18 protein-coding genes and 1 tRNA gene are annotated in these 15,083 nt (G+C 69.0%); 12 read left to right on the top strand and 7 right to left on the bottom strand.

The window, feature by feature from the left end:
* The first annotated feature begins 84 nt into the window (after positions 1-84).
* The 4 genes from FHS13_RS08260 to FHS13_RS08245 all read left to right on the top strand — a co-directional run bounded on the left by FHS13_RS08260 (position 85) and on the right by FHS13_RS08245 (position 1,761).
* Positions 85-507 carry a secondary thiamine-phosphate synthase enzyme YjbQ gene (locus FHS13_RS08260; protein WP_184290055.1) on the top strand — a complete coding sequence of 141 codons (423 nt, stop codon included), beginning with the start codon at positions 85-87 and terminating at the stop codon, positions 505-507.
* Between the two features lie 148 nt (positions 508-655).
* Positions 656-1,081: a DUF3052 family protein gene (locus FHS13_RS08255; protein WP_184290053.1), complete on the top strand. Its 426-nt coding sequence runs from the start codon at positions 656-658 to the stop codon at positions 1,079-1,081.
* Positions 1,082-1,175: 94 nt separating this feature from the next.
* On the top strand, positions 1,176-1,637 hold the full coding sequence (locus tag FHS13_RS08250; RefSeq protein WP_184290051.1) for a peroxiredoxin: 462 nt from the start codon (positions 1,176-1,178) through the stop codon (positions 1,635-1,637).
* A 50-nt stretch (positions 1,638-1,687) separates the two neighbouring features.
* A tRNA-Val gene (locus tag FHS13_RS08245) sits at positions 1,688-1,761 on the top strand.
* A gap of 124 nt (positions 1,762-1,885) precedes the next feature.
* Here FHS13_RS08245 and FHS13_RS08240 read toward each other — a convergent pair.
* From FHS13_RS08240 to FHS13_RS08225, 4 genes are all read right to left on the bottom strand, one after another.
* Complete coding sequence (locus FHS13_RS08240; protein WP_184290048.1) at positions 1,886-2,425, bottom strand: hypothetical protein; 540 nt, start codon at positions 2,423-2,425, stop codon at positions 1,886-1,888.
* On the bottom strand, positions 2,422-2,985 hold the full coding sequence (locus FHS13_RS08235; RefSeq protein WP_184290046.1) for a helix-turn-helix domain-containing protein: 564 nt from the start codon (positions 2,983-2,985) through the stop codon (positions 2,422-2,424). Before FHS13_RS08235 ends, FHS13_RS08240 begins: the two co-directional genes overlap by 4 nt.
* A gap of 102 nt (positions 2,986-3,087) precedes the next feature.
* On the bottom strand, positions 3,088-3,381 hold the full coding sequence (locus tag FHS13_RS08230; RefSeq protein ID WP_184290044.1) for a hypothetical protein: 294 nt from the start codon (positions 3,379-3,381) through the stop codon (positions 3,088-3,090).
* Between the two features lie 383 nt (positions 3,382-3,764).
* Positions 3,765-4,037 (bottom strand): recombinase family protein, encoded by a 273-nt coding sequence (locus FHS13_RS08225; protein ID WP_221442523.1) that lies wholly within the window; start codon positions 4,035-4,037, stop codon positions 3,765-3,767.
* Between the two features lie 1,044 nt (positions 4,038-5,081).
* Here FHS13_RS08225 and FHS13_RS08220 point away from each other — a divergent pair.
* Together FHS13_RS08220 and FHS13_RS08215 are read left to right on the top strand one after the other, a co-directional pair.
* A complete protein-coding gene (locus tag FHS13_RS08220) occupies positions 5,082-6,635 on the top strand; it encodes a pectate lyase family protein (protein WP_425491164.1) in 1,554 nt (517 codons plus the stop codon).
* A gap of 184 nt (positions 6,636-6,819) precedes the next feature.
* Positions 6,820-7,212, top strand: coding sequence for a VOC family protein (locus tag FHS13_RS08215; protein ID WP_184290042.1), 393 nt, complete (start codon positions 6,820-6,822; stop codon positions 7,210-7,212).
* A 78-nt stretch (positions 7,213-7,290) separates the two neighbouring features.
* On the opposite strand, the gene FHS13_RS08210 is transcribed toward FHS13_RS08215, so the two are convergent.
* Complete coding sequence (locus tag FHS13_RS08210) at positions 7,291-7,470, bottom strand: hypothetical protein (protein WP_184290040.1); 180 nt, start codon at positions 7,468-7,470, stop codon at positions 7,291-7,293.
* A 263-nt stretch (positions 7,471-7,733) separates the two neighbouring features.
* Here FHS13_RS08210 and clpX point away from each other — a divergent pair, with 263 nt between their 5' ends.
* Positions 7,734-9,017 carry an ATP-dependent Clp protease ATP-binding subunit ClpX gene (clpX, locus tag FHS13_RS08205; RefSeq protein WP_184290038.1) on the top strand — a complete coding sequence of 428 codons (1,284 nt, stop codon included), beginning with the start codon at positions 7,734-7,736 and terminating at the stop codon, positions 9,015-9,017.
* Positions 9,018-9,033: 16 nt separating this feature from the next.
* Here clpX and FHS13_RS08200 read toward each other — a convergent pair whose 3' ends face one another.
* Both FHS13_RS08200 and FHS13_RS08195 read right to left on the bottom strand, forming a co-directional pair.
* Positions 9,034-9,828: a cyclase family protein gene (locus tag FHS13_RS08200; protein WP_184290036.1), complete on the bottom strand. Its 795-nt coding sequence runs from the start codon at positions 9,826-9,828 to the stop codon at positions 9,034-9,036.
* A 100-nt stretch (positions 9,829-9,928) separates the two neighbouring features.
* Positions 9,929-10,147, bottom strand: coding sequence for a hypothetical protein (locus FHS13_RS08195; RefSeq protein ID WP_184290034.1), 219 nt, complete (start codon positions 10,145-10,147; stop codon positions 9,929-9,931).
* Between the two features lie 261 nt (positions 10,148-10,408).
* Between FHS13_RS08195 and FHS13_RS08190 the strand changes: the two genes are divergently transcribed.
* From FHS13_RS08190 to FHS13_RS08170, 5 genes are all read left to right on the top strand, one after another.
* The gene (locus FHS13_RS08190) at positions 10,409-11,440 is read left to right on the top strand and encodes an iron-siderophore ABC transporter substrate-binding protein (RefSeq protein WP_184290032.1); all 1,032 of its coding nucleotides are present in this window, start codon (positions 10,409-10,411) and stop codon (positions 11,438-11,440) included.
* 8 nt (positions 11,441-11,448) lie between these two features.
* Positions 11,449-12,465: an iron chelate uptake ABC transporter family permease subunit gene (locus FHS13_RS08185; protein WP_184290030.1), complete on the top strand. Its 1,017-nt coding sequence runs from the start codon at positions 11,449-11,451 to the stop codon at positions 12,463-12,465.
* A gap of 47 nt (positions 12,466-12,512) precedes the next feature.
* A complete protein-coding gene (locus FHS13_RS08180; RefSeq protein WP_184290262.1) occupies positions 12,513-13,529 on the top strand; it encodes a FecCD family ABC transporter permease in 1,017 nt (338 codons plus the stop codon).
* The gene (locus FHS13_RS08175) at positions 13,508-14,308 is read left to right on the top strand and encodes an ABC transporter ATP-binding protein (RefSeq protein ID WP_184290027.1); all 801 of its coding nucleotides are present in this window, start codon (positions 13,508-13,510) and stop codon (positions 14,306-14,308) included. Before FHS13_RS08180 ends, FHS13_RS08175 begins: the two co-directional genes overlap by 22 nt.
* Positions 14,309-14,445: 137 nt before the next feature.
* The gene (locus FHS13_RS08170; RefSeq protein ID WP_184290025.1) at positions 14,446-15,063 is read left to right on the top strand and encodes a TetR/AcrR family transcriptional regulator; all 618 of its coding nucleotides are present in this window, start codon (positions 14,446-14,448) and stop codon (positions 15,061-15,063) included.
* Positions 15,064-15,083: the final 20 nt, after the last annotated feature.

Here is a 15,083-nt window from a genome sequence, read left to right as displayed (position 1 = left end):
TATGGTGCCTTCCGGCTTCGGGACGCCACCCACAGACCGCCGGGGGTGGTTGCACGAGCGCCCCGGCTGCGCAAAGGTGGCGCTATGCGGACACAGATCCTTGAGCTGCACACCGGTGGATCGGAGAGCATCACCGACATCACCCGGGAGTGCAGCGAATTCGTCGCGCAGGAAGCCGGCGACGGCCTGCTCAACGTCTTCGTCCCGCACTCGACCGCGGGAGTGGCGATTCTCGAACTCGGCGCGGGGTCCGACGACGACCTCCTCGCCTCGCTGGACGACCTGCTCCCCGCCGACGACAGGTGGCGGCACAAGCACGGAAGTCGCGGACACGGCCGCTCGCACGTCATGCCGGCCTACATCTCCCCGCAGACCACGGTCCCGGTGCTTTCAGGACGGCTCGAACTGGGAACATGGCAGTCGATCGCCGTGGTTGACCTGAATGTGGACAACCCGGATCGCACGGTCCGCTTGTCCTTCCTGTCCTCCGGATCGGGAGAACGTTGACGGGACGAGCCACTAGCGTGTGAACTAGGCGACCAGCGATGGTTGCGAACACACGCTGACGGGCGGCGAAGAAAACACCCGTCACCGTTGTGAAAAGCTGCTTCGTGCAGGCAATGTTGAGAAGAACCATGTGTGGAGGAGAACTTTCGTGAGCGCGACCACGGGCCAGGCACAGAGCGAACGTGGCTTGGCTGACCGACTCGGACTCAAGCCGGGTCAGGTGGTGCAGGAATTCGGCTTCGACGACGACGTGGACGAGGGCCTGCGCGCGTCCATCGCCGAGGTCACCGGTGAGGAGCTGGTCGACGAGGACTTCGACGGAGACGTCGACGCGGCCCTGCTGTGGTGGCGGTCCGACGAGGAGGACGACCTCGCCGACGCCCTGATGGACGTCGTGACCACCATCGCCGACGGCGGCACCATCCTGGTGCTCACCCCCAAGGCGGGTCGCGAGCTCCACGTGTCCCCCAACGACGTCGCCGAGGCCGCCACCACCAGCGGCCTGTCGCAGACCAGCGCGATGAGCGTCGGCGCCGACTGGTCGGGTACGCGCCTGGTCGTGCCCAAGCGGTGACGGACACCACCCCCTGAGGGGGCACCGGTGCCGCGCGTCCCACAGGCGGGCGCGCGGCGCTGACGGACATCCGCACACACCGACGAGCGAGGACATGGCCGACATCACCGCGGGCACTGCCGCGCCCGACTTCACGCTCCAGGACCAGTACGGGCGGCCCACGGCGCTGACCGCGCTGCGCGGGCACCCCGTCCTGCTGGTGTTCTACCCGCTGGCCTTCTCCGGTGTGTGCTCCGGCGAGCTCGCCGACCTGCGCGAGCGCCACGCCGAGTTCGAGGCGCTCGACACCGCCGTCTTGGCCGTGTCGGTCGACTCGGTGTTCGCCCTGCGCACCTGGTCCGACCGGGAGGGCTTTCCGTTCTCCCTGCTGTCCGACTTCTGGCCCCACGGCGCCGTCGCCGACGCCTACGGCGTTCTCGACCCCGACCGCGGCACCGCCCGCCGGGGCACCTTCCTGATCGACGCGGAGGGAGCGGTCCGCTGGCGCACCCTCAACCCCGCCGGCGAACCCCGCGACACCGGGGAGTACCTGAGGCAGGTACGCGCGCTCGGCTGAGGCCCAGGCGCGCCGACCACCGCAAAGCGGTATGATCACCTCCGACGCAAGGGCGCGTAGCTCAGTTGGTCAGAGCAATTGCCTTACAAGCAATAGGTCAGGGGTTCGAGTCCCTTCGCGCCCACTTCGCTCGGGGACGACCCTGCGAGGCGGCCTTCGGCCGCCTCGCGGGGCCGTCTCGTTCTCCCTCCTGGGAACTTCCGGTTTCCCCGGTGAGGGCAACCGACAGTGCCTTCGGCGTGACGGTCTCACCTGTAACGCATCGCGGCTTCGGCCCGCTTGGTGAAGTCGGCCGGCGAAACGATGCCCCGACCTTTCCACCCGTTCGGACGACCGAGAACGAGCAGGTCACTGTCGTTGCTGACGATCAGAGACGCATCAGTGAAGGCAGCCAGGTCGAGGATGAGATTGTCCTCGGGGTCCTCGCAGTCATGTTGGGTCTGCGGAACGTTCCCGTAGTAGCCGCCTCCGGACAGCTCAGCCAGATCGCAGATGAGATCGATGTAGGCGTTCACATCCGATTCCATCCATCCTGCGTCGATCAGCTTGTGATCGACCATGGCGAGGATGTGCTCGCTGACCTCCAGGGCATACCCCCGTCCCAAGATCCCGCCATCACGGATAACTCCGAGGACGTGCAGGCTTGGATGCACCCGCCGGGGAGGGAGTGACGGTATGCCGTCGAACTCCAGCGGGTCACCGAGAACCTCCAGGTTGTTGCCACTGACAGCGTCGATGTAGACGTTGGCGTCCAGTACGACACCCAGGAGGGAACCTCCCTCGTTCACTGACGCCGGCTCCTTGTCCTGCGACGTACCCGCTCCAAAGACGCTTCCTTCTGCTCGGGAGTCGCTGCACGCCAACTCTCCTTCGCTCCATCCTTGGCTGCGGTTCCTTGGCGCGAGGAAGTCATTGCCCGGGCAACGTGGTCGAGCCCGGTGTCAACACCGTCGGCGAGTCGCGTTCGACGCTCCGCAAGCGCGAGTACGTCCGCGGTCAGCAGCCTCCAGTGCGTGCCCACACGTGTTGCGGCCAGATCGCCGCGCTCGATGAAGCGGTACACCATAGGCCGGGACACACCGAGTAGTTCGGCCGCCTGCTGTGGGCTGAGCATCACGTCGTGGCTGATGACGGAGACGCGTTGGCCGTTCGCCCTGGCAAGGGCGATCGCCAGGAGAACTCGCAGTTCGTCTCTGTCGAGTCGGTACTCTTCTCCGCCGGGCAGTCTCAGTGCCACCTGTGCTGTGTCGCTGAGGATCTGGCTGATCGCTGCTCGGGTGGCTTCCCGCTGTTCTTCCGACGCCGGCGGAGCGATGTCCTCCACCACTCTGTTCAGTGCTGTGGCCATATCGCCCTCCTCGTTAACTGTAATAAGTGTAACCTCCTGGCGGCGCTGGTGTACAAGGATCGGGTCTCACGCGCAGGCATGAACCACAAGCCTGGTGGGCGATCATCGAATCCGCTTCGTGGACCGGCGGTTCCATTGCGTCCGAACGCAGTGGCGTTTGAGGACGGCGCTCACCGTCTGCCAGGTGATGCCGAAGTGCTCCCCCAGTGTGTAGACGTTCATGCCTGCTTGGTAGGCGGTGATCAGCTCGTCTGCCTCGGGGGGCTTGAGGCGCTTTGCGGTGCCCGGCTTCTTCGTGGGTTTCTTGTGCTGGGGCAGGGGCGCTGTCGGTGCGGGCAGCTTGCAGAAGGGCGGCTTGAGGTCCTGGCCGATGCCCCTGTCCTCTTCGACATCCACCCGTGAGCTGCTTGCGGAGCCGGTGGTACAGCAGGCGTGTCTTTTCCGGTTGCTTGCCGGCCGCATGTCCCCGGCGGGTACGTACCTCCTCGACGAAGTCCGGCTCATGCCCCACAGTGGCGTAGTGGGCTTCGACTGCTTCCAGCCGCACCGAGTTGGGGCCCGCTACGAGCGGAAGGTACTGCCACTGGCGGGTCATGCGTCACAACGGGGGTGAGAGGCCCCGCACACCGTCACCAACCGCACCACATCCTCGACGCGTCCAAGTGCCAAGAGGATGCAGCGCTTCGTGTTACCGCCGTAGTCGGTGCGGGTGGAGATTCCGTCTTGCCGCAGGAGCGTATTCAGCCGCTCGAGCGCTCGCGAAGTCGTGAACTGGTTCATCACCGCTGCCCCTGTACCACCCAGATACGGGCACCGGTCTCGTGCTCGATGTGCTCGCGCATGGCCTCCTGGAGCCCCGGCAGGCGGGCGAAGTGCCACAGCGACGGCACGATGACGTCCTTGACACCGTGCCGCTTCAGGGCGTCGAGCATGGTGCGGAACGCCGGCTCCGCATGGGTCGCCCCCTCGATGAACACCTGACTCAACGGGAAACCCTCACCTGCGGCGTGCTGCGCCAGTTCCTGCTCGACGTGCTGAACTTCTTCATCCAAAGCATTGCCGCAGACAATGGGGTGCTCTCAACGAATTCAGAGATCGGGAGAAAAGCCGCGAACAGCCGAAAGGTGATACCGGAGTGTGAACCGTCGTTCTCTCCGTCCGCCTGACCCCCGCCCGAGGAGCCCTGCCGCATCGCTTACGCCGCCGAAGGCAAGACCCAGCGCGGCGCCCGTGTACTCCCGTACACAGCCGCAGAACTGCGGGTCCAGCTCCCCAGCTGCTCCTCATTATTCCTCGTGATCTTGTATCTGGAGCCAACTTCACCCCGTCTCGCTGCCCTCCCGTAGTCGGCCAAAGTGACCGCAGGTACAAGATCACGAAAAGAAAAGCCACTGGCCGAGATGAGGGTGACCGGAAACCTTCGGTCGCGCCTGCGCCCGTGTCCGTACCCGGGCCTGTTCCCGCTCGGGGCCGCCACCTTCTTGGTGAGAATCCCAAATTCTATCAACAAACAGTCCCCAGGCCGCATCGTCTTCCTCCCACAGGCTTAGCGATTTCAATACTCTTCCGGCAAAAATAGCTCAGAAGTAAATCCGTCCAAGAAGGTCTCGGAAATTTTGAAGCCCGGGCCGCGTGAACGTCCCTGCTGGTGAGTGCGATGCGGGCACGCGCTCGCCGACCCACGTGCCGGCGGTTCCACCCGCTGTTTTCGCTCTGTCCGGCACGGCGAACCCGGCGGGCACCGATGGGGTGGTGCGGCCTGCGACGGGTCCGCCGCTCACGGTTCCGCGGGGCCGCCTTCGCCGTGGCCGCGCATCCCCTGACGGCGCACCGAGGGTAACGAGAGCCCCGAGGAGCACGCCGCTGCCGGGTGTTGCGTTCTGTCGGCGGGGGCCGGGCGCGGCCGGAGCGCTGACCGGGGCAGGAACTCCGGACCCGTGCGCCGCGGTGTACGTCGGCGATGGGATGCGCCCCCGTGCCCGTTCGTTTCCTTGCGTGACTCCTTCCGTACCGAACGCGCTAACCCCCCTTGACATGGAAAGCGCTTTCTTTACTCTCGGAGTACCGCAACACCCACTCCTCCAGGAAGGTGAACAGTGAGACGATCAACAACGCGCCGACTCGTGTCGGCGCTGGCCACCGCGGCCGTGATAACGGCCGGTCTGGCCCTGCCGATGTCCACGGCATCGGCGCAGACCGGCAGCGCCACCGGCTACGCGTCCCAGAACGGCGGCACCACCGGCGGCGCGGGCGGACAGACCGTGCGCGCCACCACCGGGACCCAGATCCACCAGGCCCTGTGCGACCGGCCCAGCACCAGCACCCCGATCGTCATCGAGGTGCAGGGGACCATCACCCACGGCAACACCTCCAAGGTGTCGGGCCCCGGTTGCGAGACCGCCGACGGCGTGATCGAGCTCAAGAAGATCAGCAACGTCACGATCGTCGGCACCGGCAGCGGTGCCGTGTTCGACCAGGTGGGCATCCACATCCGGGAGTCCCGCAACATCATCATCCAGAACGTGACCGTCCGGAACGTCAAGAAGTCCGGCTCGCCCACCTCCAACGGCGGTGACGCGATCGGCATGGAGAAGGACGTCCGCAACGTCTGGGTCGACCACGTCACCCTGGAGGCGTCGGGTGGGGAGTCGGAGGGCTACGACGGCCTCTTCGACATGAAGAACAACACCCAGTACGTCACCCTCTCCTACAGCATCCTGCGCAACTCCGGACGCGGCGGCCTGGTCGGGTCCAGCGAGAGCGACCTCTCCAACGGCCACGTCACCTTCCACCACAACCTGTACGAGAACATCGACTCGCGCGCGCCCTTGCTCCGCGGCGGCATCGGGCACATGTACAACAACCACTACGTGGACCTGCACAAGTCCGGGATCAACTCCCGGGCCGGGGCCCGCGCGAAGGTGGAGAACAACTACTTCGAGGACTCCCGGGACGTCCTGGGCACCTTCTACACCAACGAGAGGGGCTCCTGGGAGGTCCGCGGCAACGTCTTCGACAACGTGACCTGGTCCAGCCAGGGAGACAAGAACTACCCGGCCGGGCCCGACCCGAGGTCGACCACCTCGGTGAGCATCCCGTACTCCTACCAGCTCGACGACGCCGGCTGCGTGCCGGAGATGCTGGGCCGGATCGCGGGCGCCGGCAAGGGCAACCGGGTCTCGGACGGCGACTGCGAGGCTCAGGAGCCGGTCGACCCGGACCCGACGGACCCGACGGACCCGACGGACCCCGACCCGGTCGACCCGGACCCGACCGATCCTCCCGAGGGGGTCAACCTCAGCATCGGGGCCGGCGCCGACGGTTCCGGCAAGGGCGGCGGCACCAGCTACGGGAACGTCGTCGACGGTGACATGGGCACCTACTGGTCGCCCAGCGGCTCGACCGGCCGCATCTCCGTCAAGTGGGGGTCCGACGTCACGGTGTCCTCGGTCGTCATCCGCGAGGCGTCCGGAGCCGAGGGCAACATCGGTTCCTGGCGGCTCGTCGACCACGACACCGGTGCCGTCCTGGCCACCGGCACCGGGGCGGGCGTCATCACCTTCGGCCCGACCTCGCTGAGGAAGATCAACTTCGAGATCACCAGCTCGAACGGCACGCCGCGCGTCGCCGAGTTCGAGACCTACGCCTGACCGGCGACCGGGGTGACCCGGTGTTCCCGTAAGGGACCCCCAGCGGCCGCGGAGAGCGGGGAAAGCGCTTCCAGTACTTCCTGGAGGAGGTTCGCGTGCCGCTGGGCGGTCCCGGGGCCGAACGCCTGGCCGGATCCGCCCTTGGTCCCTGGAGCAGCAGGGCAGGGCCTGGGAGGATCCGGACATGGAAATTCTGAGCAGCCGTGTCCTGCTGCGTCCCACCGACGTCTTCCGGAGCCGCGACTTCTACCGGGACGTGATGGGCCTGGCCGTGTACCGGGAGTTCGGTACTCCCGAGCAGCCCGGAACGGTCTTCTACCTCGGCAACGGGCTGCTGGAGGTCTCGGGGAGCTCCGAGGCCTCCGAGGTTCCTCCCATCTCCCTGTGGATGCAGGTGCGTGACGTCAGGGCCGAGTACGAGCGCCTGGTCGCGGCGGGTGTCGAGGGCCTGCGCAAGCCCGAGGTGGAGTTCTGGGGCCTGGAAGAGGCCTGGATCGCCGACCCCGACGGAGTGAGGATCGTCCTGGTCCAGATCCCCGACGACCACCCCCTGCGACGCGACCAGCGCACCTTCTGAGCCCCGCCCGGACCGAGATGCGGACGGCCCGGCGAAGCGGATCGCTTCGCCGGGCCGTCCTTGTCGGTGCCGGTGCCCTCATCGGCGGGCCAGCAGGCGCCGCAGGGCGGGGATCCCCTTGCGCTCCAGCTTGCCCAGCAGAGAGCCGCCGCGCTTGCCGGAGCCCCTCTTCGGAGTGCGGTACCCGCCGGACGAGGGGCGGCCCTTGCGGGAGTCGAACTTGCGGAGCTGATTCACGATGCGTCGTGCGTTGGCCATTGCGCTTCTCCTCTCGGGAAAGGAAGTGCCCCGTTTCCTTTTTGTTATGCGGGGTCGGATTTCCGCGTGCGCCGTGCCACAGGGATGACCGCCCAGGACTGCCCAGGTCGGTGGACGGGGCCCTCTACCACACCCGGGCTCTGCTTTGCCGCCCGTCCCGGTACGGGATACCGTGAGGTTTCGGATGACCTGATCCTCTGGATCGCCGGGGACCTCCCCGCAGGACGCCCGGGCCATGCCCGTGAGTGAGGAGAACGTTTCCAGTGACAGCCTCCGGGGCCGGTGGCCCCCTGCTCAAGTGCTCGTTCTGCGGCAAGAACCAGAGCGAGGTGCGCAGACTCATCGCCGGGCCCGGCCACATCTGCATCTGCGACGAGTGCGTCGGGCTGTGCAACGAGATCATGGAGGAGGAGGACGACCTCCTCACCCCCGAGCTGTCGTGGGAGTCGCTGCCCAAGCCGCGGGAGATCTACGAGTTCCTGGACTCGTACGTGATCGGGCAGGAGCAGGCCAAGAAGGCGCTGTCGGTGGCGGTGTACAACCACTACAAGCGGGTGCGGTCGGAGTCGGAGCGTCCTGGTGGCGAGGACGTGGAGATCGCCAAGTCCAACATCTTGCTGCTGGGTCCGACGGGGTCGGGCAAGACGCTGCTGGCGCAGACGCTGGCGCGGATTTTGAATGTGCCTTTTGCGATTGCCGATGCCACGGCGCTGACCGAGGCGGGGTATGTGGGTGAGGATGTGGAGAACATCCTGCTCAAGTTGATCCAGGCGGCCGATTACGACGTGAAGAAGGCCGAGACGGGGATCATCTACATCGACGAGGTCGACAAGGTGGCGCGCAAGAGCGAGAATCCGTCGATCACGCGTGATGTGTCGGGTGAGGGTGTGCAGCAGGCGCTGTTGAAGATCTTGGAGGGGACGACGGCGAGTGTGCCGCCTCAGGGTGGGCGCAAGCATCCGCATCAGGAGTTCATCCAGATCGACACGACCAATGTGCTGTTCATCTGCGGTGGGGCGTTCGCGGGTCTGGAGCAGATCGTGGAGTCGCGCACGGGCCGTCAGGGGATGGGTTTCAATGCGGTGCTGCGGCCGGAGTCGGAGCGTGGTGGTGCGGCGCTGCTGGGTGAGGTGATGCCCGAGGATCTGTTGAAGTTCGGGATGATTCCGGAGTTCATCGGGCGGTTGCCGGTGATCACGAGTGTGGGGGATCTGGATCGGGAGGCGTTGATCCGGATTTTGACCGAGCCGCGCAATGCGTTGGTGAAGCAGTATCAGCGGTTGTTCGAGTTGGACGGTGTGGAGTTGGAGTTCACGCCGGATGCTTTGGAGGCGGTGGCTGAGCAGGGGATCATGCGGGGGACGGGTGCGCGCGGGTTGCGGGCGATTATTGAGGAGGTGTTGTTGTCGGTGATGTATGAGGTGCCTTCGCGTAAGGATGTGGGTCAGGTAATCATTACGCGGGAGACGGTGATCGACAACGTCAATCCCACGATCGTGCCCAGGACCCAGCTGCCCGACGGCAAGGACCGACGCAGGTCGGCCTGAGATCCGCGGGACCCGGTCACCACATCGCCAGGACCCGGCTGGGACCTCCTGAGGCGTCCAGGGCGGGCAGCACCCCGATCGTCAGGAGCGCGCCGCTGGGCGGCAGCCGGTCCAGGCCCCTCAGGGCCTCCAGCCCCCAGCGGTCGGCCCGGCCGATCACCTCGTGGGCAGGGAATTCGGAGGAGTTGCCCGGGTCGGTGCTCAGCGTGTCCACCCCGACCCCCGCGATCCGCCGCCGGGAGAAGAGGAACTCGCACGCCTCGGGGCCGAAACCCGGGAAGTGCCAGACCCCGTCGGCGTCCACCCCGCGGACCGCGTCGCGGCCCTCCTCCCATCGCTCGCTCCAGCCCGAGTGCATCAGCACCGCCGCGCCCTCCGGTATGCGCCCGTGCCGGCGTTCGAAGTCCAGTACGTCGTCGACCGTCACCGCGGTGTCGGGGTCCTCGGCGGCACGTCGGCTGATGTCGATCACCGCGGCCGGGGCGACGAGCTCCTCGGGGCGGATGTCGGGTACCAGGCGCCCTCCGCCGATCACGTGTCCCGGCGCGTCCAGATGGGTGCCGGTGTGTTCGCTGAACGTCCAGCGCTGGACGTAGAAGCCGAAGGCGCCTGCGGGCGGCGCCTCGCTCACGGTCTCGCGCCGGGGCCCCTCGTCGTCCCACAGCGGCATGTCCGGTGCGATCACGTGGCTCAGATCCGCCACCCGGCGGAACTCCCGGGGCCAGGAGCGGGGGCCCGCGGGCGGGGCCTGCGGCGTGTCGGGGGCCCCGGTCCGGGACCGCACCGTCTCGCCGGTTCCGTTCAGACACATGGAAGCCCCCTCGGTCGCGTACGTCCGCGGCGGTGCCCGCCGGACACGGAAGGTCCGGCGGGCACCGCCGCGTTCAGCCTAGCGCCGGTGGTACCGCCTGTCAGCGCTTCTGCTCCTCCAGGCGCAGGGCGACGCCGATCGCGAAGAACGTCGGTGCCCACTCACCCACGAAGATCCCCCAGCGGTCGGCACGGTCCAGTCCTGCGCTCTCGCCCTTCTTGGAGGCGAACCAGCTGGCGAAAGCGAGGCCGACGGAGCCGAGGCCCGCAAAGTAGGCCATCTCGGAGGTGACCCCCATCTGGGACAGTTTCGCGATCATGCCTTCTCCCTCGTTGCGAATGCACGGTCCCCTGCCCTCTTCCCGGAGGCAGTCGGTATTCCTCTCCGGAAGGCGTCAACACGGGGCCCTGTTTCGGTCAAGAGGGGAGCGTGTGCCGCTGCTCGCCCCGCCCTTCAAGGGCTCGCAAAGTGAGGTTAGACTAACCTTCGTTGATGGTGGCATTGCCCCTCTTCGTGCCCCTGTGTTGTCTTTCGCCCTGCCTGTCGCGAGGCAGAGCCCTGTGAAGGAAGCCGCTCGCCCATGGACCCTGTTCTCCGCCGTGCCGCCGGCACCGGACTCGCCGCCCTGCTGGCTCTCGGCCTGACCGCCTGCGGTTCAGGAGAGCAGGAGCAGCCCGCCCCGGAAGGCGGCGGGTCCGACGGCGCCTTCCCCGTCAGCATCGAGAGTGCCCTGGGCACCGCGGAGATCCCCGAGAGGCCCGAGCGGGTCGTCACCATCGGGCAGGGGTCCGCCGAGACCGCGATCGCCCTGGGCTCCGTGCCGGTCGGCATCGAGAGCTACGAGTGGGGCAGTGACGACACCGGCTACCTCCCCTGGATCCACGAGGCCGTCACCGAGACGGGCGGGGAGCTGCCCACCCAGTTCGCCGGCGGGGAGGAGCTCGACATCGAGGCGATCCTGGAACTGGAGCCCGACGTCATCCTGGCGCCCTGGTCGGGCATGACCCAGGAGCAGTACGACATCCTCTCCGACATCGCCCCCACCGTCGCCTACCCCGACCTGCCCTGGAGCACCGACTGGGACCAGCAGATCGAGATCATCGGCGAGGCGCTCGGCCAGCCGGAGGAGGCCCAGGGGCTCATCGAGGACATCGAGGCCCAGTTCGAGGAGACGGCCGCGGCCCATCCCGAGTTCGCCGACCTGACCTTCTCCTACATCTACACCGACGGCCCCGGAACGCTGGGTGTCTTCCTGCCCGACGAGCAGCGCGTGGCCATGGTCCGCGGCCTGGGCCTGACCGTCGACCCGGTCGTGGAGACCTTCGAGGAGGTCGAGGGCACCGACTCCGCGATCATCGGCCTGGAGAACGCCGACAAGCTCTCCGGCAGCGACCTGGTCTTCACCTTCTACACCGACGCCGAGACCCGGGCCGAGATCGAGGCCCAGGAGCTCTACCAGGCCATTCCGGCGGTCGGCAGCGGCGCCGTGGTCGCCCCCGAGGACACCTCCTTCGTCACCGCTTCCTCGATCATCAACCCGCTGACCGTTCCGTGGGTCCTGGAGCGCTACGTGCCCCTCATCGAGGAGGCCGCGGCCGAGGTCGAGGACTGACCCCTCAGGTGAAGACACGCACGGTCCCCGGACGGGCCCGCCCCGCCCGCGCCGCGCTCGTGCTCGGCGCGGGCGGGGCGGCGCTGGCCGGGGCGGTCCTCCTCAGCCTCGTCGCGGGCGGGCGCCCCACCACGCCCCTGGAGGTCTGGCAGGCGCTCGCCGGCGGCGCCGACGCCTACACCACCACCGTGGTGGAGAGCCGCATCCCCCGCACGGTCATGGGGATCGTGGCCGGAGCGGCGCTGGCGCTGGCCGGCACACTCATGCAGGGTGTCACCCGCAATCCGCTGGCGGACCCCGGGCTGCTCGGCGTCAACGCCGGTGCGGCCGCCGCGGTGGTCACGGCCACCGCGCTGCTCGGACCCACCTCGGTGGCGGCGACGGTGTGGTGGGCGCTGCCCGGCGCGCTGGCCGCGGGCCTGGCCGCCTACGCAGTCGGCAGCCGGGGCGGGGACGGAGGAATGGTCCGCCTGATCCTGGCCGGCGCGGTGGTCTCCGCGGTCCTCACCGCCTACGTCCAGGCGGTGGCGCTGAGCATGCCCGAGGTCTTCGACAGCTACCGCTACTGGGTCGTCGGTTCGCTGGCGGGCCGCGGCTACGACGTCGTCCTCTCCGTCCTTCCGGTCATCGCCGCGGGCGTCGCCCTGGCGCTGCTGGTCATGGGCGGCCTCAACGCCCTGGCCCTGGGGGAGGAGGCCGCCGTCGCCACCGGTGCCAACACCACCTGGACCCGTACGGCGGGACTGGTCGCGGCGACGCTGCTCGCGGCCGGGGCGACCGCGGCGGCGGGCCCCATCGCCTTCGTGGGCCTGGCGGTCCCGCACATCGTGCGCGCCCTGGCGGGGGTGGACTTCCGGGCGCAGGTGCCCTTCTCCCTGCTGGTGGGACCGACGCTGCTCCTGGTCGCCGACGTGCTGGGCCGTACCGTCGTGCGCCCGACCGAGCTCATGGTCGGCGTGGTCACCGCCTTCGTCGGCTCCCCCGTGCTGCTGTACGTCGTCCGCAGGATGCGGGAGGCCCCGTGAACCCCGACCGGCTCCCGTCCCGGCCACCGGCGCGCCGCCGTCCCCCCGTGCTGCGGCTGGGCCCGGTCGCGCTCCCCGTCGGCCCGCGCTCCCTGCTGTGGTGCGCCCTGACGCTGGCGGCCGTGGCCGGGGCCGCGGTCGCGACCCTCGCCCTCGGTGACCTGGGCATCTCCCCGGCCCGGATCCCCGCCGTCGTCGCGGGGGCGGGGGAGGGCACCGAGGCGTTCGTGTTCGACAGGCTGCGCGGTCCGCGCCTGGCCGTCGCCCTCGGCGCCGGCGCGGCACTCGGCCTGTCGGGTGCCCTCTTCCAGTCCGTCACCCGCAACCCTCTGGGGAGCCCCGACGTGATCGGGCTCGGTGCGGGGGCCGGCGCGGGTGCCGCCTTCGTCGCGCTCGTCCTGCCGGGGACCGTCCCGGTCCCGCTGGGAGCCCTGGCGGGGGCGTTCCTGGCCATGCTCGTGGTGTACACCGCCACGGGCACCGGCCTGCGCCACCCCGGCCGCCTCATCGTCGCCGGAATCGGCGTGGCCGCCATGGCGCAGGCCTTCACCCACTTCGTGGTGTCGGTGATGGCCCGCGACCAGGCCGGTGTCCTGTCCGCCTACATCAACGGCAGTCTGAACGCCCGCTCCTGGGAGCACGCCGCGATCGTCTGGGCGGCCGTGTCGGCCGCGGTGCCGCTGCTGCTGTACCTGTCCGGTCCCGTGGCGGTCAACGAGATGGGCGACGAGCTCGCCGACGCCCTCGGCGCGGCGGCCGGCCGCACCCGGACCCTGGCCGTGGTGCTGTCGGTGCTGCTCTCCGCGGCGGCGGTCGCGGTGGCGGGGCCGATCGCGTTCGTCGCACTGACCGCTCCGCAGATCGCCCGCCGCCTCAGCGGGGCACCCGGACCGAACCTGGCCCTGTCGGCGCTGGTGGGGGCGCTGCTGCTCGTCGCGGCCGACCTGGCCGTGCAGCATCTGCCGATCGGCGAGGGCCTGCCGGTGGGCATCTTCACCCTCGCGTTCGGGGGCGTGTACCTGGGCTACCTGCTGGTTCGTGAATGGCGAAAGGGAGTGCTGTGAACCCTGTGCTGACCGCTGAGGGGCTCACCCTGGGCTACGGCGCCGACCCGGTGGTCGAGGGCCTGGACCTGACGGTGTCCGAGGGTGAGTTCACCGTCGTCGTGGGACCCAACGGCTGCGGCAAGTCCACCCTCCTCAAGGCCCTGGGGCGGGTGAACCGACCGGTCGCGGGCCGGGTCCTGCTGCACGGCACCGACATCCGCGCCCAGCGCGCCAAGGCGGTCGCCCGCGCCCTGGCGCTGCTGCCGCAGAGCCCCGTCGCACCCGAGGGCATCACCGTGCGGGCGCTGGCCGCGCGCGGCCGCTTCCCCTACCACACGCTGCTGAGGCAGTGGAGTCCCGAGGACGAGGCCGCCGTCGACAGGGCCCTGGAGCTGACCGGTACGGCGGAACTGGCCGACGCGCACGTCGGTGCGCTCTCGGGCGGCCAGCGCCAGCGGGCGTGGGTGGCGATGGTCCTGGCCCAGGACACCGGTGTCGTCCTCCTGGACGAGCCCACCACCTACCTGGACATCGCCCACCAGTACGAACTGCTGGAGCTGTTCGCCGGCCTGCACCGCGCCGGCCGCACCGTCGTGGCGGTCCTGCACGATCTCGCCCAGGCGGCCCGGTACGCCACCCGCCTGGTGCTCATGCACGGCGGCCGGGTGGTCGCCGACGGCAGCCCCGGGGAGGTGCTGACCTCCGAGCGGATGGGGGAGGTGTTCGGCCTGGCCTGCGACGTCGTCCCCGACCCGCGCACGGGCACGCCGCTGGTGATCCCCCACGAGAGGTCCTGACCGATCGCCGGAGCCCCGCTTGCGGCCCCGCGGTGCACGCTCCTTCGCGCGTGCACCGGGTACCAGCCGGTCGGTATGCTTCTGTGGGCGGGGAAGTGCCGCCGGCAGGACACGGGGGCGACGAGGTGAGGCGGGGCATGACGACGACACGGGCGAGGGCGGCAGAGGCGGACACCGGGCGCGGATCGGTGCCCGAGCGGCTGCTGGGTGCGGCGACACGCCTGTTCGCCGAGCGCGGGTACGAGGGGACCTCCGTCCAGGAGGTCGTGCGCGCCGCCGGGGTCACCAAGGGCGCCATGTACCACTACTTCGGGTCCAAGGACGACCTGCTCTACGAGGTCTACGCCCGCGTGCTGCGCATGCAGACCGACCACCTGGTGCGCATCTCCGAGCAGGACGCCCCGGTGGCCGAGCGGGTGCATGCGGCCGCGGCCGACGTCATCGTCACCAGCGTGGCCAACCTCGACGACACCGTCATCTTCTTCCGCTCCATGCACCAGCTCAGCGAGGACAAGCAGCGCGAGGTGCGGGGTGAGCGGCGCCGCTACCACGAGATCTTCCGCGACATGGTCGCCCAGGGCCAGCGTGAGGGCGTCTTCCGCGACGACGTCTCCGCCGACCTCGTCGTCAACTACTTCTTCGGCTCCGTGCACCACCTGAGCACCTGGTACCACGCCGAGGGCGAGCTCAGCGGCGAGGAGGTCGGCCGGCACTTCGCCGATCTCCTCGTGGCGGGCCTGCGCCCCCGGGAATGAGGAAAGGCCGGGGCGGTGCG

The sequence above is a fragment of the Nocardiopsis algeriensis genome (assembly GCF_014203695.1).
Classification (GTDB): domain Bacteria; phylum Actinomycetota; class Actinomycetes; order Streptosporangiales; family Streptosporangiaceae; genus Nocardiopsis; species Nocardiopsis algeriensis.
The sequence above is the reverse complement of the archived record's forward strand: the minus strand, read 5'-3'. Positions and strand labels throughout refer to the sequence as shown.

Excerpts from the sequence above, each read along its gene's own strand:
- FHS13_RS08260 (WP_184290055.1), top strand. The coding sequence starts at position 85 with ATGCGGACACAGATCCTTGAGCTGCACACCGGTGGATCGGAGAGCATC.
- FHS13_RS08250 (WP_184290051.1), top strand. The coding sequence starts at position 1,176 with ATGGCCGACATCACCGCGGGCACTGCCGCGCCCGACTTCACGCTCCAG.
- FHS13_RS08235 (WP_184290046.1), bottom strand. The coding sequence starts at position 2,985 with ATGGCCACAGCACTGAACAGAGTGGTGGAGGACATCGCTCCGCCGGCG.
- FHS13_RS08215 (WP_184290042.1), top strand. The coding sequence starts at position 6,820 with ATGGAAATTCTGAGCAGCCGTGTCCTGCTGCGTCCCACCGACGTCTTC.
- FHS13_RS08210 (WP_184290040.1), bottom strand. The coding sequence starts at position 7,470 with ATGGCCAACGCACGACGCATCGTGAATCAGCTCCGCAAGTTCGACTCC.
- FHS13_RS08200 (WP_184290036.1), bottom strand. The coding sequence starts at position 9,828 with ATGTGTCTGAACGGAACCGGCGAGACGGTGCGGTCCCGGACCGGGGCC.
- FHS13_RS08195 (WP_184290034.1), bottom strand. The coding sequence starts at position 10,147 with ATGATCGCGAAACTGTCCCAGATGGGGGTCACCTCCGAGATGGCCTAC.
- FHS13_RS08190 (WP_184290032.1), top strand. The coding sequence starts at position 10,409 with ATGGACCCTGTTCTCCGCCGTGCCGCCGGCACCGGACTCGCCGCCCTG.
- FHS13_RS08175 (WP_184290027.1), top strand. The coding sequence starts at position 13,508 with ATGGCGAAAGGGAGTGCTGTGAACCCTGTGCTGACCGCTGAGGGGCTC.
- FHS13_RS08170 (WP_184290025.1), top strand. The coding sequence starts at position 14,446 with ATGACGACGACACGGGCGAGGGCGGCAGAGGCGGACACCGGGCGCGGA.